A 23,357-nucleotide genomic window follows, 5' to 3' on the forward strand; every position below is an offset into this window, starting at 1 on the left:
ATCGCTATTTTGACTCAACTGTGGCATCTTTCGCGCCATCGTCAGGTATCACATTCAACCGAGGTCACCATGGATAAGCTTTTTCCTTACTTGAACAAATTCGCGTCTATCATGGCCATGCTGATGTTCATCATCGGCGGCGGCTTAGCCCTTTTTGTGTTGTTCTTCGGCTAATCATCACGGGGATCACATTCGCATCCCCCCATCAACCTCAAGCACCCTGCCGGTAAAGTAATCATTTTCGATAATGTATTTTACCGCATGGGCGATCTCACTGGCGTCACCGATCCGTCCGAGTGGGATCATGCTTTTCAAACGCGCAATGGCTTCCGGTTTGAGTTGATTGGCCATTTCAGTGTGTACAACACCTGGGGCAATAGCCGCTGCACGGATCCCATAGCGCGCGAGTTCTTTTGCCCAACCTACCGCCATGGTCGCAACCGCCGCTTTCGACGCAGCATAGTTGGTTTGACCGATATTCCCCGCACGTGCCACGCTCGAAATATTAATGATCACGCCTTGGCAACCTAATGTCATCATGGCAGCCGCCGCTTCTCGTCCGCACAAGAACGTTCCCGTAACATTCACCGCCATCACGGTATTGAATTGTTCCAGCGACATTTTCTGCAAGCGGTTCGGATCATGCTTGTCCTTTGTGGCGGCTTTCACCAATAATCCATCACGCAACACTCCTGCATTATTGATTAATCCATTCAACTGACCGAAATCGGCCTGAATGGCAGCAAACGCATGCTCCACCTCTTGCTCGTTGGTCACATCGACACAATACGTTAATGTTTTTGCACTGAGCATCTGACACTGTTTTTGGGTATCGAGTAAACCTTGTTCATTAACATCTATCAACGCGAGATCAGCACCGGCTTGCGCTAATGTGATGGCCATCATCTGGCCGAGTCCTTGTCCTGCGCCAGTTATCGCGATGGTACACTGTTTAATCTTCATACTTCGCTCCTTGCTAAAACGTCGAGTTACTGTGTAGATTAAGCATTGCTGCGCATTACGGGTCTGTACGTTTGCGGTAAAACGCAAACAAACTCGAAAAGTCTTTCTCGGCATAGCCATTTGCGTGATGAAAAGCATACAAATTACGGGCGAGAGCTCCCATCGGAATGGACGATTGGCTGTCTGTTGCTGCTTCAAGGCCCAACCCGAGATCTTTCAGCATGAGCTTCGCCATAAACCCCGGTTGATACTGATTGGAGGCTGGCACATTCGCCATCACACCAGGGCACGGGTTATACAGCTCTAGCGCCCAGTTTCTGCCTGAGCTTTGCAGCATAATGTCAGATAGCACCTTCGGGTCTAAGCCATTATCGATCCCCAAACTCAACGCCTCACACGTCCCCGACATGATGATCCCCAATAGCAAGTTATTGCAGATTTTCGCCATTTGCCCGTCACCGGCTTGCCCAGCATGGAAAATGTTTTTCCCCATGGCCTGCAACACTCTTTGGGCTTGTTGAAAGGCTTCATCGCTGCCGCCTACAATGAAGGTCAATGTCCCAGCTTGTGCACCGGCGACACCGCCAGAAACCGGCGCATCGACAAAGGCAAAACCCTGTTTTTCCGCTTCATTTGCGACCAAACGGGCAGACGCCGGATCAATGGTGGAGGAATCAATAAAACGCGTTTGTGCGTCGACCATTTTCAGCAATCCTACGCCGCCGTCGTTATCCCCTAAATACACGGTACGCACATGCTCTCCCGCCGGTAACATGGTGATCACCCATTCAACGCCTTGTACGGAAGATACCATGCTTGACGCCACCGTGGCGCCCGCTGAAGCCAAGGCACTTGCTGCCGCCGTATCACGATCAAACACCGTCACCTGATGACCCGCAGCCAGCAGATTTTTTGCCATCGGGTTACCCATGTTACCGAGTCCAATAAACGCTATTTTCATCGTTATTCTCCTGTTTTCGCCTGTCACGCCCTCTCACTACAGCGCTTGCAACGGGTGTTCATTGTCCGCCCACAGCGGGGTAAACAGTTGATCAATCACCGTATCATCGACCTGACTGACTGTGGCATAACGCCATTGCGGTTGCCCTGTTTTTTCAATCAACCGCGCCTTTACGCCTTCATAAAATTCCCCCAGCTCACCGCATCGCACTGACAGGGTTAACTCCATACGAAAGCAATCAGCGAGGGATTCATGAGCGTATTGGGTGACTTGGCGATAACAAATATGCGCGGTAATCGGGCTGCCTTCTCGCAAGGTGTGCTGTGCCTTCGCTAACCATGCTTGTGACGCTGCCGGCACATCACCAGAGAGGAGCTCGATCTTCTGGCAGATTGTCGCGAGATCGCCATACTGACAAGCGGCTTGAATGGCTGGTAAATACGGCAATAATTGCGGATCGGGGTGGTGAGAGAGTGCTTGTTGACCCAGTGAATCCAATATCCGGTTGACCACAATGCTCGGTGGCGCATCGTGCCATGCCGCCTGTTGAAGGGCTTGCAGAACGGCATCACGTTGCGAAGATAACAACACATGATCGGTTAAAGATAATGCCAGTGCATCGGTCGCATTGACCGGCGCACCGGTTAAGCCAAGGAACAAACCGACCCCCGCCGGTAATTGATTCAAAAACCAGGTGCCGCCCACATCGGGATACAAACCAATACTGATCTCTGGCATGGCTAAGCGACTGTCTGATGTGATCACGCGATGACTGGCACCAATGTATAGGCCGATCCCTCCGCCCATCACAATGCCACCGCCCCACACGATCACAGGCTTGGGATAGGTGTGGATCAAATAATCGGTTTTATACTCCACCGTAAAATAGTCCGTTAAAAACTGCATCGCTTTTAGCGCGGCTTCATGGTGGGATGTGGCTTCATTGACAACGGGCGCCTTATTGGTCACCGTGCCCGTTGTTGAGGCATCACTCGCGACATTCAATCGCGCCTGATGCATTTCGTGATACATGGCGCGCACATCCCCGCCAGCACAAAACGCCTTGTCTCCCGCCCCATGAATGAAGACACACGCGATGTCGTCATCATGCTGCCAATGCAACAAGGCCTCGTGGAGTTGAGCCAACATGTCTCCGGTCAGCGCATTGAGTGACGCTGGGTTATCCAATTCTGCGACAGCCACCTTGCCCCCCTCTGCGCCCGGTAATACATGTACGTTAACCTTTCCTGCCATGTCATTCCCCCTTACCCTTCACGCTCGTGCCTTACATACTCATGTTCTGAGTGTTTGTATTGGGCGATCACTATTCACGTGCTCGATGCTTATTGATTTTTCCAATTCGGCGGCCGCTTTTCGAGAAAGGCATTCACCCCTTCGGTTTGATCGTCAGTATCAAACAACTTCACAAAATATTCCCGCTCACGCCGTAAACCGAAGTCAATCGGCGCAGCACGACCATGTTGAATCAACTGCTTACAAGCCGCGACTGATGACGGAGATTGCTGCGCAACCGCGCTGGCCATGGCCATGGCCGCGGCACGGCTTTCGGTTGATGCGACTACTTCTTCCACCAACTTAATCGACAATGCTTGTGACGCTGTCACTTGCTCGCCGCATAGAATCATCCGTTTGGCCCAGCCCTCACCCACCAGCCAGGTCAAGTTTTGGGTACCACCCGCGCAAGGTAATAACCCCACTTTCGGCTCCGGCAGCGCCAGCACCGCATGGGCTTCAGCTATTCGGATATCACAGGCTAACGCCACTTCTAGCCCGCCGCCCATAGCATAACCATTGATGGCGGCAATCGAGACACCACGAAAGTGTGTTAACGCTTCAAACGCCTCACCAAAGGCATTGGCCATGTCCACTGCCATCGCCTTGTCACCACTGGCAAACAGTTTTAGGTCTGCCCCCGCAGAGAAAAATTTATCACCGCCTCCGGTTAGGATTAGGGCATACACCTGCTTGTTTTGATTCAAGGATTCAACGGTATCGCGCAATTGACGTAAACTCGCTAACGTCCACGTATTGGCTGGCGGGTTATTCATGGTCAGTATGGCAATGTGCCCTTCAATGCGTAGCTGCACTGGCGTGTTATCTTCCATATGCATTCCTCATTCGCTTGTCTGATCGTGTGGATGGTGTCGATTGGTTTGCAGCCTAAAGTAAAGCACAGCCTTCCGCTAACACGCGCCGCGCAATAATCAGTCGCATGATCTCATTGGTCCCTTCCAGAATTTGGTGTACCCGTACGTCTCTGAAATACCGCTCTAACGGGTATTCTTTGATGTAGCCATAACCGCCATGCAGTTGCAGGGCGTTATCACACACCTTAAAACCCACATCTGTGGCAAAGCGCTTGGCCATCGCACAATGCGCGGTGGCATCGGGATGTCCTTGATCAAGTTGGTACGCGGCGTACCGAACCAGCTGACGGGCCGCAACCAACTCGGTCGTCATGTCTGCCAAGGCAAATTGCACCGACTGAAACTGTGCGAGGGGCTGACCAAATTGCTGACGCTCGGTCACATACTGCGTCGCTTGGTTCAACGCCTGCTGCGCCGTCCCGATCGAACACGTGGCAATATTGATCCGGCCGCCATCTAACCCTTTCATGGCGAAATGAAACCCTTCGCCTTCATTACCTAAGCGGTGATCAGCGGGTATCACCACATCATCAAACGTAATCGTTCGGGTCGGCTGACTGTTCCAACCCATCTTCGGCTCTTTGCGGCCATAACTGACCCCTTCCGCATCAGCAGGTACAATGAAAGCGGTGATCCCCTGCTCACAACGGGCCATCACCACCAGCACATCGGTTGCCCCCGCCCCCGAAATAAACGCTTTCGCACCGTTGATACGATAACTCTCACCATCGCGCTGCGCAGACGTGGTTAACGCCGCCGCATCGGATCCGGCATTGGGTTCCGTTAAACAATAGGAAGCCAGCCATTCTCCGGTGAGTAAACGGGGACAATAAGCCGCTTTGGCACTGTTAGTCGCAAAGCTGGCGATCATCCAACTCACCATGTTGTGAATGGTCATGAATGCCGTGGTAGAGGTGCAGCCCATCGCCAATTGTTCAAACACCAATGACGCATCTAACCGTGACAGCCCCAATCCCCCCACCGATTGCGGCACGTACAAGCTCAAAAAACCCATCTCCCCCGCATCGCGTAATACCGCTTTAGGAAAGGTTTGTGTGGCATCCCATTCGGCGGCTTGCGGGGCCAGTTTATCTTGCGAAAATTGTTGGGCGACTTGGATAAACGCACGCTGATCGTCCGTTAAGCTAAACTCCATCGTGGATCCTCCTCATTGCGGTGAATAAAGTAGGCGCTATCGCAAATGGATCGTGGTGTTGGGGCCCTCAGGAATCGACTCATCAAACCAACGGGCAGTGACCGTTTTCGTTTCGGTATAAAAACGTACCGCTTGTTTGCCGTAGGCGTGCAAGTCACCATAAAAACTGCCCCGCCAACCAGTAAACGAGAAAAACGGCAACGGAACAGGGATCGGCACATTGATACCAACTTGGCCCACTTGTACCTGATGTTGGTATTTTCGGGCGGCAGCACCGCTGGCCGTGAATATGGACGTGCCGTTACCAAAGGGATTGGCGTTAACCAAAGCGATGGCTTCTTCTAAATTGGCAACCGCAACACACACCAGCACGGGGCCGAATATTTCTTGTTGGTAAATCGCCATATCCGTCGTGACCTGACTGAACAAGGTCGGCCCAAACCAATGCCCATCGGGCGCGCCGCTGACTTGGCACTGGCGTCCATCCAATTCGCATATCGCCTCGGCTTGAATGCCGCTTTCCACCAAGGCCGTTACTCGCTGTTTCGCTTGCGCGCTGATCAACGGGCCGAATGCCGCCGCGTCATCGTCCCAAACACCGGGTTTCAGTTTGGCCATGGCCCTTTTCAAATCAGGTAAAAGGGTTACCGCATCCCCCACCAGCACCGCGACCGAAATGGCCATGCATCGCTGCCCTGCGGCCCCCACGGCCGATCCTGCCAAGTGATTCACCACCTGCGCATAATCCGCATCAGGCATCACCACCATGTGGTTTTTGGCCCCCGCAAAAGCTTGCACGCGTTTACCATGTTGCGTCCCCGTTTGATAAATCGCTTTTGCTACGGAAGCTGAACCCACAAACGACACGGTGCGAATATCTGGGTGCGCCAATAACTGCTCCGCTTGCGCTTGCCCACCATGTACCACCTGCAACACTCCGTTCGGTGCGCCCGCTTGGGTAAACAAATCGGCAAGCAGCATTGCCGTTAAAGGCACTTGCTCTGACGGCTTCAAAACAAAGGTATTGCCCGCTGCAACCGCCATGGGAAACATCCATAACGGGATCATCGCTGGGAAATTAAAGGGCGTGATCCCACAACACACTCCAAGCGGCTGGATCAGAGAATAGGTGTCGATATCATTGGCAACGTTTTCCACCGTTTCGCCCATCATTAAGCTGGCAATATTGGCGGCTTGTTCAACCACTTCAATCCCGCGCCACACATCGCCTTTGGCATCGGCAAAGGTTTTACCGGTTTCACTGGACAGTAATGTCGCTATGTCATCATGGTGGGTTTTGAGCAGCTGCTGATACGCCAGCATCAATCGGGCACGTTCGGGAACAGGCACATCCCGCCATGCCTCAAAGGCGGCTTTGGCCTCGGCAATCGCGTGATTGATTTCCGCCTCCGTTGCCAATGGCACGTGAGCGATGGGGGTGTTTGTTGCAGGATTTGTCACGGCCAGTGTCTGCAAACTGACAGAGGCGCAGCATTCGCCATTGATATAAAGCGGAACAGTCGGAATAGAAAGCGCACCGGACTGTGTAGAATCGGATACCGTGGACTTGGACATCGAGGCCCCCTTAGTGGCGTTCAACATGACGGCAAGTGTGTAAGTGCTCGGCGATTAGTGATTAAATATTTGATGATTGATAGCAAGTCATTGCTAAGTGTGATTCGCAATGCGTGATTGTCGCGTAATGATGAAACCGACTAACCAGCGGGTACTTCAACCGCGATCGCTGTTGCCTCTCCGCCACCAATGCAGCAGGCGGCAATCCCTTTCATCGATGATGGTGTGCAGCCGTTTTCAGCCTGTAGCCGACGTAACTGATGGATCAGCGTCACGATGATCCGCGCGCCACTTGCACCGATAGGATGGCCCAACGCACACGCCCCACCACTAACATTGACTTTCTCTGGATCAAGGCACAGCGCGTCCATGGCGATTTGTGTCACGACAGCAAACGCTTCATTGATTTCCCACGCATCTACCTCGTCTTTCTGCCAGTCCAGCTGTGCCAGAAGCGCATCAATGGCAAAGACAGGCGCCACGGTAAATTCAACCGGGGCTCTGGCATGAGACGCATGACCACGAATAATCGCGAGCGGTGTTAGCCCTTGGGCTTTGGCGGCTTCCGCCTCCATCAACAGTAACGCGGCAGCACCATCAGAAATGGCACTTGAATTGGCGGCCGTTACTGAACCGTCAGCGGCAAATGCGGGCTTCAGACGGGGAATTTTATTAATATCGATTTCTTGTGGATGCTCATCGCCCGTCAAGATACACGTGTCATGACGATGGGTCACACTGAGTGGGACAATTTCATCATTACACCACCCCATCGCTTGCGCGTGTTGTGCCCGTTTTACTGACGTTGTCGCCCATGCATCCATGCTTTCTCGATCGTAACCTTTTTCATCCGCGATTTGCTGAGCATACACGCCCATTAAGTTGCCTTCGTAGGCGTCCAATAGGCCATCAATGAACATGTGATCGTGCAATACCGCATTGCCCAAACGCTGTCCTGAGCGTGCTTGCGTTTGTAGATACGGGGCATTTGTCATGCTTTCCATTCCCCCCGCAATCACGGCAGAACCTTGCCCAGCCTGTATACTGTCAACACCCAACATGACCGCTTTCATGCCAGAGCCACACACTTTATTTATCGTGGTGCACGGCACCGATTGCGGTAGGTTGGCACCTAAAGCAGCTTGGCGAGCAGGCGCTTGTCCACACCCTGCGGATAACACGTTTCCCATGAAGACTTCATCCACTTTTTGAGCGATATTTTCAGTGGATACATCAACATGCCCCAAACACCCCGCAATGGCCGCACTGCCGAGTTGTGGGGCTGTCAGTGTCGCGAGTTCCCCCATGAAACTGCCAATGGGTGTACGGTTTGCGGCAATCACCCAGACCTCTTTACCTATCATGTCTTCCCCCCATTCTTCACTTGTCTCATGCCTTCATTGGCAGCGTAACCGATGTAACGGGTTCACCGAGACGTGTCTTCATGCGGCTTCATCCTGTTCAAGCCACCAGCTTGACGTTTACGTAAGCATAGCACTAACATTTACGTAAACGTTAAGAAACAAAATCCATGAAATTACGAGAAACACCATAGCAAGGCCATACGACGCCGTGACGTTTTGCCGCACGCCATCATCGAGTACAGGGGGATTGCCCGGTGGATAGTTACAAAATCAGTGAACTCGCTAAAGAATTTGATATCACCACCCGCAGCATTCGGTTTTACGAAGATGTCGGTTTACTGCAACCAGATCGCAATGGCAGTACCCGAGTATATTACCGGCGCGATAAAGTTCGATTGAAACTCATCTTACGCGGGAAACGCTTAGGTTTTTCACTTGCCGAAATCCGGGAACTGTTTGAGCTTTATGACACCCAACAAAGTAATACCCAACTCAATCAAATGTTGGCCATCATTGATGACAAGCAGGCGGTATTACAGCGTCAACTCGAAGACATTACTGTCGTCATGAACGAATTACAGCTTGCCCGTCAACGCTGTCGGCAAGCGTTAGGCCAGTGCTCTTAGCTTAGGGGCTTAGAGCGAGCTATTAGGCATGACGCGCTTAGATAACGCCCACAAATAACGTCCATCACCTCATTTTGATTCCAGCAGGGAGAATGCGCATGACCGATCCCTTCACGCCACTCAACTTTGGTTTAGGTGAAACCATTAACCTACTGCGCGAGCATGTCAGTGGCTTTGCTACTGATGCCATCGCACCATTGGCCGCCGACATGGATGCTAACAACCAGTTTCCAGCCCACCTTTGGCCGATGCTAGGTGAAATGGGTTTGCTCGGTGTCACTGTTTCAGAAGCATACGGCGGCGCAGGGATGGGCTATTTGGCTCACGTGGTTGCTATGGAAGAAATCAGTCGCGCCTCCGCCTCGGTTGGACTCAGTTATGGGGCGCACTCGAATTTGTGTGTGAACCAAATATTTCGCCACGGTACCGACGCCCAAAAACAAGCGTATTTACCGGCCCTGATCCGCGGCGAACACATTGGCGCCCTCGCCATGAGTGAACCACAAGCCGGTTCTGACGTGGTGAACATGCAGCTGCGCGCCACCCGAGAAGGCGACATCTTCCGCCTTAATGGCACAAAAATGTGGATCACCAACGGACCGGAAGCCAATACCTTGGTGGTGTACGCCAAAACCGCGCCCGATGACGGCGCGCACGGCATCTCTGCTTTTATTATTGAACGCGGATTTCCGGGGTTCAGTACCGCGCAAAAACTCGACAAACTGGGCATGCGCGGTTCCAGTACCTGTGAATTGGTTTTTGACCAATGTGAAGTACCCGCCGCCAATTTACTCGGCCCGCTAAATCACGGCGTCGAAGTGCTCATGAGCGGGCTGGATTACGAACGCGTGGTTTTGGCTGCGGGCCCATTGGGGATCATGCGGGCCTGTTTGGATCTTGTCGTGCCCTATATCCATGACAGAAAACAATTTGGGCGTGCCATCGGGGAATTTCAATTGGTGCAAGCCAAAGTGGCCGACATGTACACCCGCACCAACGCTGCCCGCGCCTATGTGTACACCGTCGCCGCCGCCTGTGATCGCGGCGAGGCCACCCGCAAAGATGCGGCTGGCGTGATCCTCTTTGCCGCTGAACTCGCCACCCAACTGGCATTAGATGCCATCCAACTTCTTGGGGGCAATGGGTATATCAATGAATTTGCCGCTGGCCGGCTTTTACGGGATGCGAAGTTATATGAAATTGGCGCGGGGACGTCAGAGATCCGCAGAATGTTGATTGGACGCGAATTGTTTAAAGAATCCCAATAATTCACCGCAACAGATAAGGGACACGATATGGCCGTAATACACACCACGATCGACCCAAGCGATACGTTTTATCAAACCAATCATCACAATATGTCCGCGCTGGTCGATCAACTCCAAACCCATCTCTCCACCTTGCAGGCGGGAGGTGGTGCTGCCGCCGTAGAAAAGCAACGGCTAAAAGGAAAATATCCCGTTCGGCAGCGCATTACGCTGCTATTAGATCCGAACTCACCGTTTCTGGAAATCGGCCAGTTTGCCGCGTGGCAGGTGTATGATGAGCCCGTACCGTGTGCTGGCGTCATAGCAGGCATTGGGCTGATTAAGGGCATGCATTGCATGGTAATCGCTAACGATCCATCGGTGAAAGGCGGGACGTATTTCCCGCTGACGGTCAAAAAACACTTACGGGCACAAGAAATCGCCTCGCGTTGTCACCTGCCCTGCGTATACCTGGTTGATTCTGGGGGGGCGAATCTCCCTCACCAGGCCGAGGTTTTTCCCGATAGGGATCATTTTGGGCGCATTTTTTACAATCAGGCCCGTATGTCAGCCAAAGGGATCCCGCAAATTGCGGTAGTCATGGGATCATGCACCGCAGGGGGCGCGTATGTACCCGCAATGGCTGATGTCTCGATCATCATCAAAGAGCAAGGCACAATTTTCCTCGCAGGTCCTCCGTTAGTGAAAGCGGCCACAGGTGAAATCGTTACCGCCGAAGCCCTAGGGGGTGCGTATGTGCATTGTAAAACCTCGGGGGTGGCGGACTACTTTGCCCAGAATGAAGATCACGCGTTGGAACTTGCCCGTCAGGCGGTGGCCAGTTGCGGAACTGTACATCTTTCTGGCGCACATCATTTACAAACCTCATACACACACATGAACGCCCATCACGCGGCATCCAATGAAGAGCCGCCCGCCGAACCGCGCTATCCGGCAGATGAACTGCTCGGTATTGTTGGTACTGATTTACGCATGCCGGTCAATGTGCGCGAAGTCATCGCCCGTATTGTTGACAACTCCGCGCTGGATGAATTTAAAGCCATGTATGGCAACACTCTGGTTTGCGGGTTTGCCACTATCGGCGGTCACCCTATCGGTATTGTCGGTAACAATGGCATTCTTTTTTCAGAGTCTGCCCAAAAAGGGGCGCACTTTATTGAGTTGTGTTGCAAGCGCAAAATCCCCCTTCTATTTTTACAGAACATCACCGGCTTTATGGTCGGCAGTAAATACGAAGCCGAAGGCATTGCCAAGCACGGGGCAAAAATGGTGATGGCCGTGGCTTGCGCAGAAGTGCCAAAATTCACGGTGATCATTGGTGGGTCTTACGGCGCAGGTAACTATGGTATGTGTGGGCGAGCATACAGCCCCACCCTGATGTGGATGTGGCCCAATGCACGTATTTCCGTCATGGGAGGCGAGCAAGCGGCAGGCGTGCTCGCCCAAGTGACTCGAGAAAACAAAATCAAAAATGGCGAGACATGGAGCGACGCCGACGAGGAAGCCTTTAAACAGCCAATCCGTGATACGTATGACACGCAGGGCTCGCCCTATTATGCCAGCGCACGGCTGTGGGATGACGGCATCATTGATCCTCGCGATACGCGACGTGTACTGATTCAAGCACTCGATGCAACGCGATACGCCCCGATTGCAGACAGTACTTTTGGCATATTCCGTATGTAGGAGCGACAGAATGGTTAAATGTGATGTCGACCCGCAAGGTGTCGCCACGGTCACCCTGAATAGACCGGAGAAGCACAATGCCTTCAATCAGCACACCCTTACGCAATTGATGACCATGCTGCACCAGTTAAAAGAGAACCCGCACGTGCGCGTATTGATTCTACGGGCGCAAGGCGCTCACTTCAGTGCCGGGGCCGATCTCGCGTGGATGCAAACCATGATCACCGCCAGCGAAACGGAGAACATTCAGGATGCACAACAATTAGCCGATGTATTGCATGCGTTAGATACGTTCCCGCAGCCCACCATTGCTTTGGTACAAGGCAATGCCTATGGCGGTGCCATCGGCTTAATCTGTTGCTGTGACATTGCGATCGCCACCGCTTCTGCCCAGTGCTGTTTGAGTGAAGTGAAAATAGGCCTCGTCCCTGCCACCATTTCACCGTACGTGTGTCGCGCCATGGGGCAACGCCACGCTCGCCGCTACATGCTCACGGCTGAAATCATCAGCAGTGAACAAGCCCTATTACTCAATCTCTTTCACCGTGTCGTTCCTGAATTAGCCGATCTGGATACGGCGTTACACCACACGGTGATCCAGTTGCTCAATAACAGTCCTGACGCTTTACGGATCACAAAATCACTCTGCCATTTGTGCGATGGCACACCGCTTTCCGCCGCGTTACGGCAAGAGACGGCTCACATCATTGCCGCCGTACGGGCCTCCCCGCAGGGTCAGGACGGCTTGAACGCTTTTTTAAACAAGCGCGCCCCACCGTGGCAGCACGCAGAACAAGGGTACCCGAGCACCACCACTCACCATCACGTGACCAATAAGGAATCGCAGGATGACTAATCGTTTACACGGATGTGCATCACTACACCGGCACAATACGATTGACACCCAATCGTCCATCGCGGCATTGCGTAAAAGCTTACCCGCGTCGGTCACCTTGTTTGAAGTCGGCGCCAGAGATGGTCTGCAAAATGAATCCGCTATCAGCACTCAAGAAAAAGTCGCCTTCATTAATGCGTTATCTCAAACCGGCTTAACACACATTGAAGCGGGGTCGTTTGTTTCACCCCGCCGCGTCCCGCAAATGGCCGACTCATTAGCCGTTATGCAGACGATCACCCGCCATCCGTCTGTGACCTACTCTGCCCTCACGCCGAATGTGCGCGGTTTTGAATTAGCACTTGCGATCCATGCCGATGAAATTGCGGTATTTGCGTCCGCCTCTGAAGGCTTTAGCCAGCACAATATTCATTGCTCTATCGAAGAAAGCATGCAGCGTTTTGCACCCGTATTCGCATTGGCACAAGTACATCAAATCCCCGTACGCGGGTATTTATCTTGTGTGATTGATTGCCCGTATGATGGCCCGACACCAGCGCAACGGGTGGCCGAGATTGCCCATCAATTATGGCAAATGGGGTGTTATCAGATTTCGCTAGGGGACACCATTGGCACGGGCACGCCGATCAACGTTGCGATGCTGTTGGATGCCGTGTTACGTCACGTACCTAAAGACGCACTCGCAGTGCATTTTCACAATACCTGGGGCCAAGCATTGCCGAACATCTATCAAGCATTAATGATGGGCATCACTACGATAGACAGCAGTGTGGCAGGGTTAGGCGGTTGCCCCTACGCGCCTGGCGCCAGCGGCAATGTAGCGACAGAAGATGTGGTGTACCTGTGCCACCAGCTGGGTATCCGCACCGGGGTGGATCTAGACCGCCTCACTCGCGCGGGCTGGCAAATTTGCCAAACGCTGAATATCGCGCCGCGATCCAATGTGTCATTGGCGATGCAAGCGCGAAGACAAGGTATCTAATGGGTTAGGCAATCAATAAGCCGCCATCAGTCATCTTTATTAGCACTCTTTATCAATAATCTCCGTCAGTGCGGAGAAAACGTTGCTCGGCTTCAAGTTCATTGACAGCCCGCCACAGTTTTCGCTCTCTTTCCTGCAACCGATCGCGACCTTGGCTCCCCAAGTCCATCCCCAAGCGATCATCCGGGCCAATATAGTGATCCGCATGGTGGTGAAACAAGGTACGAAATTCCTCAATCGTAGGTAAGCGATTATTATCGTCTTCAAAGTTCTCAAAAATCATTTTTACTTTGTCTGATACATCACGCTTGATGCCGTCAAAATCAACATTGTCCATGATTACACTCCAGTTAACTTAGCGAGGCTGTCTGACTTTCAGTACATCTAGAGTGTAGCTGAGCGTATCAATACTTTCCTGCTCATGGGAAAAGGACGTGTTTCATTGCGAACCCTCGCCTATCCTTCTATTTTGAAAGAACTTTTAATTACACCTATCCGACTTCTCATTTTCGTTACATTTATTGAGACTTATTTTTTGGAATGAGATCTCATTTTTCTCAAAGTAATACGAAAGACAATCCACATGTCGACAGCCCCTATACTGAATAGTACTACCCTTGGCTGTAATCCATTCGCAATGAAGGAGTTTTGATGCCCATGCTTTCTCATCCTTCCCTTCCATTACTCTTGGGCGTTTTCCTCTTTGCTTTTCTTTTTCCTGCCCACGCTGACACGCAAGCGGCAACCTTTCAACACACACCTGCAGTGCATCCAGCAGAACACGATGACAACGACAACATCGCTAATGACGACAAGACGCCCGAGGAAGAGGGCGACTTTCAAGACTGGATAGATGAAACCCAAGATTCCATTTCAGACACCATTCATTACTACGGCACCTCTTTTGATCACTACATCGCCAAAAAAGAGGATGAAAAGCCAATGAAGAATCGCAGTTATTTGAAAATCAAATTCAAACCCCATTACAGCCATCGAGAATATTTCAGTGCTGACGCCAGTGTGAAGCTCAAGTTGGATTTACCTCACACCAAAAAGAACTGGAAATTAATTTTAGAAACCGACCCGGATGATTTTGACCGATTGGAAGATAAACAGCGTGGGATCAGTGATAACAGCGACAGCAGTTTATCCGGCGCTGTCGGGGGCTTTCGCGTGCAAGGCCGGCAATGGGGACGTTGGAAAACCAACTTTGATGTCGGATTGAAAATCAAGCTGCCTCTTGACCCCTTTACCCGTGCAGATCTACGTCGTGTAGACAGACTGAGCGAGTCATGGACCAGTCGGATCAAACAAGAAGTGTTTTATTACCACTCCAAAGGGCCAGGGGCAATCACCTCATTCAACTTCTATTTTGCGAACCCCAGTGACCCGCTCACCATTTTGAAACTCAGTTCAAGTGGACAATATTTAGATACCGACAACAATTGGGAATTCGTACAGCAAGCCGAAATTTTTGACCGCCTTGATGCTAACAATTTAATGCAGTATTCCATTGGGGTCAGTGCCGATTCTCGCCCCAATTATTCCATCACCAATGCATGGATTTCCGCGTCATGGAAACACCGACTATATAAAGATTGGCTGTATATGACCGTAACACCGGAGTTGGATTTTCAGGATGAATTTGACTACAAAATCAACCCCGGCATTATGTTTGAATTTGAGCTGTTCTTCACCACGGAAGGCGGTATAGATCGCTTGGCGCGGAAAATACCAACGCCTAATTGACCACTTTCCTACTCTACCTTCAATAACGCTGCAATCGCTGCTGGTAGCGCATCGGGTTGTTGCACTATACGTGCAGGCTGTTCTTGGCTTAACTCCGCCTCATCACCATATCCCCACAGTACACCAATAGAACGCAAGCCATTGTGGTGTGCCGCAATCAGGTCCACGTTACGATCACCGATCATAATGGCATCTTGGCCTATGGCTCCCTCGTGAAGCAGTTGCGCGAGTTGCTGGGTTTTGTTGATTCCGATATCACCGCCATTAACGAATTGAAAATACGGCAACAAGCCAAAGTGGGCTAAAACCCTCTCAGCAAAATCTTTGCGCTTTGCCGTGCACACAGCTAGCTGATAACGTTCAGATAGGGGTTGAATGATGTCTGCCATACCGTCATATAAGATGTTTTCCGCGTACCCTTTTGTGGCATAACGCTCACGGTATGTCGCCACTAATGAGGCGATCAACATCGGGTCATCATTTTCAACAAGCGCGGCAAACGTTAAATCCAACGGCGGACCAATATACGTGCTAATCTCTGCGTCACCGCGCGGCGGATAACCATGTTCGTTGAGTGCGACATTAATGCAGCGAACAATGCCAAATTTCGGATCACTGATGGTGCCATCGAGATCAAAAATCACGATAGGCGTTGGTGTGTTACTTTCTGACATACTCGCTCCTGATGCCTTGTCATGCATACCTTGATGTAAAAATCGTCATCGTTCGCGCACAAAAAAGCCGAGCGAACTCGGCTTATTTCGTTGCAATCACATTGCCTATCTTCGATTAAGCCACTTTGCTATCGCGTTGGTTGTCGGCATCAAAAAATTTATCGTGCAGAGCACAGATGGCCCCTTTGTACTCATTGTCACTGACAACAAACTGCACGTTAACATTACGCATTGACGAGTGAAGCGCTAATGGCGTGATATCCGCCTTCATCAATGACAACACCCCTTGCGCCAAGGCTTTGTTGGTATCGATTTGTGAACCAATCACTGAGATCAAGGCCACCATCCGGCCTTTAATTTCCGCTTTCGGGTATTTTTTCTCCGCCTTGTACTGCACTTTTTTCACACTTTCTGGGTTGCCGCCCAAATAATAGGTGATGGAGTTAGCGTTCATTTCTTTACCTATCAAGCTAACACGCTCATCGGCAATAATTTCCATCAGTTCATAACTCACGTTATCGACTTTACCCACAATACCCTGATCAAACAGGTGCAGTGCAAAGACTTTTTCTTTACCGGCGATGATCTCGACTTTGTTAGCACTTGGCTGGTAAGTGCTCGAAATCACGGTGCCTTTGTGCTCAGGCTCAAACGTGTTTTTGATTTGTAACTCTATGCCACTTTCACGCAGACCTGCGGCAGCATTTGGGTGAATGGCTTCCATCCCGAGGCTGGCGAGCTGATCCGCCACATCGTAGTTGGTCTGACCAATCGGCAATACCTTATCGACCCCAACCATGCGAGGATCGGCAGAACTCAGGTGATATTCTTTATGAATGATCGCCACATCCGCCTGAGTAATAGAAGCAATACGGCTGAATGTGATCTCACTGTAACCACGATCGTAGGTCGACATCAGTCCTTTTTTACATGATGCGTAACCCGTCACAATCGGCAACTCTTTACTGACATCAATATCGGCAAAGGCATCGCGAATGTTGTCATCCAACAGTTGGGTTTTCTCATCGTTCCAGCCCGACAAATCAACAAAACGGGCGTTCAGCCCTACGTTTTTCAATTTTAACGCGGTGTTGTACGCACTGTGCGCTTCACCGATCGATGACAAAAACTCGCGGACTTGTGGCAAATAATGGCGCAGTGAAAACTGGCCATATTGGCACGTTTCAAGAATGTTTGAGATACAATTTTTTGCTTCTGCAATGCGTGACTGAATAAACTTATCCGCACGCAAACGATTCATTGAATCGGCAAAAATAGTTTCGTTAACGAGTAGCATGCGCTGTTGTACAAAATCGAGGGCATCCGGCCACGTTTCATCACGTTTGGCAATCAGTTGATAGACACCCGGCTTACCGGTTTTTTTGCATTCAAGCAGTGCATCGGTCATCCCGCCGTACGCCGATACCACAAATACGCGGTTGTATCGTTCTTCAGGTGCTGGGCGTAACATAATATTGTCTAACACTGCATCAAATGCAGTCATCGAGGTACCGCCGATTTTCTCTACGGTATAAGTCATAAATAGGCCTTCGCTGTGTAAGATAAAGTGTAATAAAGAAAATGCATAAAGAGGACATGAGCAAGAGGCTCTCCCGCTCATGTCTATCACGCGATGGGCTTAATCCACGAGCGGATACACGCCGTTTTCATCATGCACTTCTGCGCCAGTAATCGGCGGATTAAAGACACATGCCATCACCATTTCTTTATTTTTGTACGCGCGAAGGTAATGCTCATCGTGCTTATCAAGGATATACAGGGTGCCAGGCTTAATCGGGTAGGTTTCCCCGCCGACCACTTCAATCTCCCCTTCACCGCTCATGCAATACACTGACTCAAGATGGTTCTTATAGTGAATATGCGTCTCTGTATTTTCATAGATGGTGGTGATATGGAATGAGAAACCCATCTTGTCATCTTTCAACAACATTCTGACGCTTTCCCATGTATCACTCACTACACGTCGCTCACCTTGGCGGCACTCATCCAATGTTCTTACAATCATTATAATTTCCTTATTAAGACGCTTTCTTGAAGTGTTTATCGACAATGGCTTCCACTGCCCCTTCAAAAATATTCAATCCTTGTTCCAGTTCTGCATCCGTAATCGTCAATGGGCAGAAAAACTTCACGACTTCATCATTTGGACCCGCTGTCTCAATGATCATGCCGTTAGCAAAACAGGCTTTCGCAATGGCTGATGCGATCTCATCGCTCTGACACTCGATACCGATCATCATGCCGCGCCCTTTTTCTTTCACAAACAGGTCAGGGAAACGACTCAATGAGCGTTGCAGCGTCGTGCTGATCTTTTTTGAACAACGCTGAATATGCGCTTCGAAGTTGGCATCGGCCCAATAGGTTTCCAATGCCTTCGCCGCAGTGACAAACGCGTGGTTATTCCCCCGGAATGTGCCGTTGTGCTCACCCGGCTTCCAAATATCGAGCTCGGGTTTTAGTAGTACGACGGCCATCGGCAGGCCATAGCCCCCAATCGACTTCGACAATGTCACCATATCCGGCGTGATGCCTGAAGGCTCAAAGCTGAAGAAGGTACCTGTTCGGCCACAACCCGCCTGAATATCATCAACAATCAGTAGGATATCGTGAGCCTGACAAATCGCACTCAGACGTTGTAACCAGGTATTCGAGGCGACGTTCAATCCGCCTTCACCTTGCACCGTTTCCAGTAGCACAGCAGCAGGCTTATCCATACCGGCCGAATTGTCCGTCAGCATGGTTTCAAACAACGCTAGACCATCAACCCCCGCATACCCTTCAAACGGGATGCGTGTGACGTTGGTTAACGTTGTGCCCGCGCCTTGACGGTGATGCTGATTACCCGTTGCCGCCAGCGCGCCACTGGTACAACCGTGGAAACCATTCGTGAAGGCAACAATCGTGCTTCTGTTCTTTACTTTTCTTGCCAGCTTTAAAGCCGCTTCAACAGCATTGGTGCCGGTAGGCCCGGTGAACTGTACTTTGTAGTCTAATTCTCTTGGTGCGAGAATGTGGTCATTCAATGCATGAAGAAAATCAGCTTTCGCATTGGAATGCATATCCAAACCATGCGTAATACCATCGGCAGCAATGTAGTCGAGCAGTGCTTGTTTCAAAACGGGATTGTTGTGACCGTAATTTAACGAACCGGCGCCAGCCAGAAAATCCAAATATTTGTCGCCGCTTTCTGTTTCCAGCCAGCAGCCTTTCGCTTTTTGAAACACAACGGGGAAGTTATTTGAATATGAACGTACTTTAGATTCTTTCTTGTTAAATATATCCATGTCGGGACCGTTATAATTCCTATTTATTGAGAGTTTTTTAGCGTAATACGATACAAATATTCCGTATCATGCTTACCCTTAAAGTGCGTATTTTCATCTAAGAATGTGCTGATAACACCCTGCTGAAGATGTTGTGCATCTAATTTTTTAAACAGAGCCCACGATGCATCATTATCTTCCGTGATCGTTGTTTCAATGGCATCAACCGTATTTTTCATTCTATCGAGTAATGTCGTCAGCATGGTAAATGCCAACCCTTCACCACGAGCTTGTGGTGAAACTGCCACTTGCCAGATGAATAATACATTTGGCTCATTGGGCTTTTGGTAGGCAGAAATAAATCCGGCGATCGCACTATCACGTTCAGCAATCAAGCATGTTTTACTGAAATGAGAAGACTGTAGAAAATTACAATATGAGGAGTTGGTATCGAGAGGCGGGCAATTGGCAATCAAGGTAAAAATAGCATCACCGTCAGTAATTGAGGGTTCTCGAAAATTCCACATTGAAGTCTCTTTCTCTTCAATGTTTGATGTCATCTGCTTAGCGATAGAAGTGCTCATATATGACACATATCCTTTGAGTTATAATGAAATCGCACCTTTATTATCCCCACAACCACCACCCACAAATCAAATATTTGACGCTAAAACCCTTGAATATGTGACACCCGTCACACTTTTAAGGCATTTCGACCTAGCAAAAAACCTTTGAGTACTAATTTATTTCCCTTCCATTTGCGTGATGTTGATCAACATCCTTTGCCAATGTGTGGAAATACCGATGTAGAAAACAACGTTATAAATATTAAAATACCTCACCAATGTCACGTCATACGCCATAAAAAATTTACGACATGGTTTAACTGACTACAAACAGCTTTTTCCCCGCATAGTCACGCTGTAGCTTGGTTATTTTAACAAGCTATTCCAAGGGGGCATCAAATAGCCATGTGATGGTGCAAGCGGTATTACCAGACACACGAAATTCGTACCATACAGTACGCGGTAAATCGCCATCATTCGGTTTATAGTTTTGCTATATTCTCTTTTTCATTATTGTGCATAACGCAACATATTCTCCTGAACTACGGTTTAAAACGGGTTTAATGCAGGTTTTAACGAGGATGCGCAAAATGGAATACAAACACTTCACGACATTTCGTGTCGAGGTAAAAGACGGTATCGCTTGGGTGACGATTGATTTTCCGCCCGTTAATGTTCAGGGGCAAGAAATGTTGGCCGATCTTAATAGCTTGGCATTAAGGCTGGAGCGAGACAGAGAAACCAAAGTGGTCGTTTTCCAATCTGCGCATCCCGACATCTGGGTTTGTCACTACGACACCAATTTACTGAGAGACATGTCGATGGAGGCTGTCTCTCGTCAAGACGCAACATTACTCGATCTACAAGCGGTGCTAGAACGGATCAGTAAACTGCCACAAGCCACCATCGCTAAACTCGAAGGCTACGCCCGTGGGGGTGGCCACGAATTTGCCCTTGCCTGTGACATGCGATTCGCCGCTCGAGGAAAATATACGTTCATGCAAATGGAAGTCGGTATGGGGATTCTACCCTGCGGGGGCGGTGCATCGCGTATGGCACGTCAGGCCGGTTTAGGCCGTGCACTGGAAATCATTCTGAGTGCGAGAGATTTTACTGCCGATGAAGCCGAAGCCTATGGCACCATCAATAAAGCACTCGCCCCCGATGAGATTGGCCCCTATGTAGAGACATTAGCCAAGCGCATTGCACAATTTCCCGCTGAATCCATTCGCGCCTGTAAACAAGCCGTTTATGAGTCCATCGACAAACCCATTGATGAAGCACTCAAAGCTGAAGCTTACTGGCTCTATCAGGCCACTAGTCGAACAGCGGCAATCAAGCGCTTCACTTGGGCGGATGAGCAAGGCGCGCAGTTTGATATGAATAATCAACACAATTGGGAAAACATGGTCATGCAAATACAGCAGATCAATCAAGACGACTAACGCTTCTCCTTTTCTTTCACATGCTTCCACTCGCGTCCTGCGGGTGGAAGCATTGTCCACCATGCCATATCCCGCCCGTTTATCTCACTCAGTATTTCACGGACTTACTCGCTATGTTTTTCTTCAACAAACACTCTTATTTATTCAGTTCGTGATAGAATTCACGTTAACACTATCTTGTGGCGGGAAAATTACCCGTAGCAAGACGATTTCATTCAATTGAGACTACCCATGCCATTTTCTACTCTTGGATTGAGCGATCCAATCCTAAAAGCCATCGCGGAATTAGGTTACAACGCTCCTACTCCTATTCAAGAAAAAGCCATTCCTGTTGCGCTAACTGGAAAAAACCTGATTGCCGCCGCGCAAACGGGTACCGGTAAGACTGCAAGCTTTACGCTACCAATCCTTGAAATGTTGAGTAAAGGTGAAACTCAGCGTAAAAAACGCGTCCGTGCGTTGATCCTTGTCCCTACCCGTGAATTGGCGGTTCAGGTAGAAGCGAACATTGAAAGCTACAGCAAGTACATTGGCTTAACGTCACTGGCTGTATACGGTGGCGTGGATGAAAAACCACAGAAACAACGCTTAATCGACGGTGTGGATATTCTGGTGGCGACGCCTGGTCGTTTGCTGGATTTACACAGCCAAAAAGCCGTGTACTTTGAAGAAATCGAAGTGCTGGTACTTGATGAAGCTGACCGCATGCTGGACATGGGCTTTATTGAAAAAATCAATGACATCGTTGATCGCCTTCCGCACGATCGCCAGAACATGTTGTTCTCAGCGACACTGTCTCGACAAGTCCGTGAGCTAGCGAAAACCGCGATCGACCACCCTGTCGAGATTGCGGTAAAAGCCGATGACAGCACGGCACCTAAGATCGATCAGTGGTTGGTCAGTGTCGATAAGGATCAGAAATCAGCCTTATTAAGCCACCTGATTAACGAAAATCAGTGGGATCAGGCGCTGATCTTCATTGAAACGAAACACGGTGCGGCTAAGCTGGTTTCTCAACTTGAAAAACGTAACATCAAAGCGGAAGCCATTCACAGTGGCCGTAGCCAAGATGCACGTGCAAAAGTGCTGAACGACTTTAAAACCGGTGAGCTAAAGTACTTAGTGGCGACCGGTGTTGCTGCGCGTGGTATTGATATCGACGAACTCAGCCGCGTTGTTAACTACGATCTACCGTTCCCTGCCGATGAATACGTACACCGTATTGGCCGTACGGGTCGTGCGGGTGCATCGGGTGAAGCAATCTCACTGGTTTCACGTGACGATTTCAAAAACCTTTGCATGATTGAATCACGTCTTGGTCACCTGATTGTGCGTAAAGAGATTGACGGTTTCGTGCCGAAAAAGCCTATTCCTATCTCTATTCTGAATTACGTGCCGCTACACCGTCGTGATCCTGACGGTAAACCACGTCGTAGCAAGCCGCCGCACGCGAAGAAAAAGTAATCAATCATTACCCTCAGAGCGCGACAACGTTCGCGCTCTTTTTCTTAGAACGCAATTTGCACGCCAAAAGGCGACACAGCTCAAATTTTTAACTGAAACACGTTCCAATCATTTTTTGTTATACCGCAGTACTTATTTATCCCAACTAATGACTTAGTCGTCAGTTACTTACCTTGTTTATCCCTAAAAGAAATACCCCCATTACTTTCAACGCTTACCGTACATCAATTACACGTATTACCGTGCAACGCTTACCTCCTGCATTCTCATGATAAATTTGCCAATGACCGCAAAATCAATATCTTATCCAGAGAATCATTACTTCATTGTTACCTCACCACCCACAAAGTGATATTTTGACCTTATAGAGTCAGTTATTTGACGCCGCCAAACTATTCACTGACATTGATGGTTTAAATGCGACATTCATGCATATTTAGATACACTTATCATGATATGTTTTAGAGATTTTGTGATGTGCATCATACCCGATATGATGAATTTCAATTATGCTCACACGGCATAGGATGAGCAGCCGTGTTCATATTGATATAAACATGCGCAATTAAG

At 49.8% G+C, this 23,357-nt stretch carries 22 protein-coding genes; 9 read left to right on the forward strand and 13 right to left on the reverse strand.

Features of this window, described 5'->3' with window-relative positions:
• Positions 1–69 precede the first annotated feature (69 nt).
• Positions 70–174, forward strand: a complete 105-nt coding sequence (locus tag ACSF8W_RS00370; RefSeq protein ID WP_500844120.1) for a 3-ketoacyl-ACP reductase — start codon at positions 70–72, stop codon at positions 172–174.
• A 12-nt stretch (positions 175–186) separates the two neighbouring features.
• On the opposite strand, the gene ACSF8W_RS00375 is transcribed toward ACSF8W_RS00370, so the two are convergent.
• The 7 genes from ACSF8W_RS00375 to ACSF8W_RS00405 form a co-directional block, all read right to left on the reverse strand.
• On the reverse strand, positions 187–963 hold the full coding sequence (locus tag ACSF8W_RS00375) for an SDR family oxidoreductase (protein WP_500844121.1): 777 nt from the start codon (positions 961–963) through the stop codon (positions 187–189).
• A 55-nt stretch (positions 964–1,018) separates the two neighbouring features.
• Complete coding sequence (gene mmsB / locus ACSF8W_RS00380) at positions 1,019–1,924, reverse strand: 3-hydroxyisobutyrate dehydrogenase (RefSeq protein ID WP_500844123.1); 906 nt, start codon at positions 1,922–1,924, stop codon at positions 1,019–1,021.
• 36 nt (positions 1,925–1,960) lie between these two features.
• Positions 1,961–3,178, reverse strand: a complete 1,218-nt coding sequence (locus ACSF8W_RS00385) for an enoyl-CoA hydratase/isomerase family protein (RefSeq protein ID WP_500844124.1) — start codon at positions 3,176–3,178, stop codon at positions 1,961–1,963.
• 89 nt (positions 3,179–3,267) lie between these two features.
• Positions 3,268–4,056 carry an enoyl-CoA hydratase gene (locus ACSF8W_RS00390; RefSeq protein WP_500844126.1) on the reverse strand — a complete coding sequence of 263 codons (789 nt, stop codon included), beginning with the start codon at positions 4,054–4,056 and terminating at the stop codon, positions 3,268–3,270.
• Positions 4,057–4,105: 49 nt separating this feature from the next.
• Positions 4,106–5,248 (reverse strand): acyl-CoA dehydrogenase family protein, encoded by a 1,143-nt coding sequence (locus tag ACSF8W_RS00395; RefSeq protein WP_500844128.1) that lies wholly within the window; start codon positions 5,246–5,248, stop codon positions 4,106–4,108.
• Positions 5,249–5,284: 36 nt separating this feature from the next.
• Entirely contained in the window at positions 5,285–6,823 is a 1,539-nt protein-coding gene (locus tag ACSF8W_RS00400; protein ID WP_500844129.1) for a CoA-acylating methylmalonate-semialdehyde dehydrogenase, read from the reverse strand.
• Positions 6,824–6,963: 140 nt separating this feature from the next.
• On the reverse strand, positions 6,964–8,184 hold the full coding sequence (locus ACSF8W_RS00405) for a thiolase family protein (protein WP_500844963.1): 1,221 nt from the start codon (positions 8,182–8,184) through the stop codon (positions 6,964–6,966).
• 257 nt (positions 8,185–8,441) lie between these two features.
• Between ACSF8W_RS00405 and ACSF8W_RS00410 the strand changes: the two genes are divergently transcribed.
• The 5 genes from ACSF8W_RS00410 to ACSF8W_RS00430 all read left to right on the forward strand — a co-directional run bounded on the left by ACSF8W_RS00410 (position 8,442) and on the right by ACSF8W_RS00430 (position 13,605).
• The gene (locus ACSF8W_RS00410) at positions 8,442–8,813 is read left to right on the forward strand and encodes a MerR family transcriptional regulator (protein ID WP_500844131.1); all 372 of its coding nucleotides are present in this window, start codon (positions 8,442–8,444) and stop codon (positions 8,811–8,813) included.
• A 98-nt stretch (positions 8,814–8,911) separates the two neighbouring features.
• A complete protein-coding gene (locus ACSF8W_RS00415) occupies positions 8,912–10,081 on the forward strand; it encodes an isovaleryl-CoA dehydrogenase (protein WP_500844132.1) in 1,170 nt (389 codons plus the stop codon).
• A 27-nt stretch (positions 10,082–10,108) separates the two neighbouring features.
• Positions 10,109–11,767, forward strand: a complete 1,659-nt coding sequence (locus ACSF8W_RS00420) for a carboxyl transferase domain-containing protein (protein WP_500844134.1) — start codon at positions 10,109–10,111, stop codon at positions 11,765–11,767.
• 10 nt (positions 11,768–11,777) lie between these two features.
• Positions 11,778–12,623, forward strand: coding sequence for an enoyl-CoA hydratase-related protein (locus ACSF8W_RS00425; RefSeq protein WP_500844136.1), 846 nt, complete (start codon positions 11,778–11,780; stop codon positions 12,621–12,623).
• On the forward strand, positions 12,616–13,605 hold the full coding sequence (locus ACSF8W_RS00430; protein ID WP_500844138.1) for a hydroxymethylglutaryl-CoA lyase: 990 nt from the start codon (positions 12,616–12,618) through the stop codon (positions 13,603–13,605). The genes ACSF8W_RS00425 and ACSF8W_RS00430 overlap by 8 nt, the downstream gene beginning before the upstream one ends.
• Before the next feature lie 52 nt (positions 13,606–13,657).
• Here the strand turns inward: ACSF8W_RS00430 and ACSF8W_RS00435 are convergent, their stop codons facing one another.
• Positions 13,658–13,942 (reverse strand): hypothetical protein, encoded by a 285-nt coding sequence (locus tag ACSF8W_RS00435; RefSeq protein WP_500844139.1) that lies wholly within the window; start codon positions 13,940–13,942, stop codon positions 13,658–13,660.
• 314 nt (positions 13,943–14,256) lie between these two features.
• Here ACSF8W_RS00435 and ACSF8W_RS00440 point away from each other — a divergent pair, with 314 nt between their 5' ends.
• The gene (locus tag ACSF8W_RS00440; RefSeq protein WP_500844141.1) at positions 14,257–15,354 is read left to right on the forward strand and encodes a hypothetical protein; all 1,098 of its coding nucleotides are present in this window, start codon (positions 14,257–14,259) and stop codon (positions 15,352–15,354) included.
• An 8-nt stretch (positions 15,355–15,362) separates the two neighbouring features.
• Here the strand turns inward: ACSF8W_RS00440 and ACSF8W_RS00445 are convergent, their stop codons facing one another.
• The 5 genes from ACSF8W_RS00445 to ectA all read right to left on the reverse strand — a co-directional run bounded on the left by ACSF8W_RS00445 (position 15,363) and on the right by ectA (position 19,896).
• The gene (locus ACSF8W_RS00445; protein ID WP_500844143.1) at positions 15,363–16,028 is read right to left on the reverse strand and encodes an HAD hydrolase-like protein; all 666 of its coding nucleotides are present in this window, start codon (positions 16,026–16,028) and stop codon (positions 15,363–15,365) included.
• Between the two features lie 115 nt (positions 16,029–16,143).
• Positions 16,144–17,568: an aspartate kinase gene (locus ACSF8W_RS00450; RefSeq protein ID WP_500844144.1), complete on the reverse strand. Its 1,425-nt coding sequence runs from the start codon at positions 17,566–17,568 to the stop codon at positions 16,144–16,146.
• A 99-nt stretch (positions 17,569–17,667) separates the two neighbouring features.
• Positions 17,668–18,054 carry an ectoine synthase gene (locus tag ACSF8W_RS00455; protein WP_500844146.1) on the reverse strand — a complete coding sequence of 129 codons (387 nt, stop codon included), beginning with the start codon at positions 18,052–18,054 and terminating at the stop codon, positions 17,668–17,670.
• A 13-nt stretch (positions 18,055–18,067) separates the two neighbouring features.
• Positions 18,068–19,333: a diaminobutyrate--2-oxoglutarate transaminase gene (gene ectB / locus ACSF8W_RS00460; RefSeq protein ID WP_500844147.1), complete on the reverse strand. Its 1,266-nt coding sequence runs from the start codon at positions 19,331–19,333 to the stop codon at positions 18,068–18,070.
• Between the two features lie 23 nt (positions 19,334–19,356).
• Complete coding sequence (gene ectA / locus ACSF8W_RS00465; protein ID WP_500844148.1) at positions 19,357–19,896, reverse strand: diaminobutyrate acetyltransferase; 540 nt, start codon at positions 19,894–19,896, stop codon at positions 19,357–19,359.
• A 572-nt stretch (positions 19,897–20,468) separates the two neighbouring features.
• On the opposite strand from ectA, the gene ACSF8W_RS00470 reads away from it, so the two are divergent.
• The gene (locus ACSF8W_RS00470) at positions 20,469–21,323 is read left to right on the forward strand and encodes an enoyl-CoA hydratase/isomerase family protein (protein WP_500844150.1); all 855 of its coding nucleotides are present in this window, start codon (positions 20,469–20,471) and stop codon (positions 21,321–21,323) included.
• 231 nt (positions 21,324–21,554) lie between these two features.
• A complete protein-coding gene (locus tag ACSF8W_RS00475; RefSeq protein WP_500844152.1) occupies positions 21,555–22,787 on the forward strand; it encodes a DEAD/DEAH box helicase in 1,233 nt (410 codons plus the stop codon).
• The last annotated feature ends 570 nt before the right edge of the window (positions 22,788–23,357 follow it).

The organism is Photobacterium sp. 270122K (assembly GCF_059941365.1).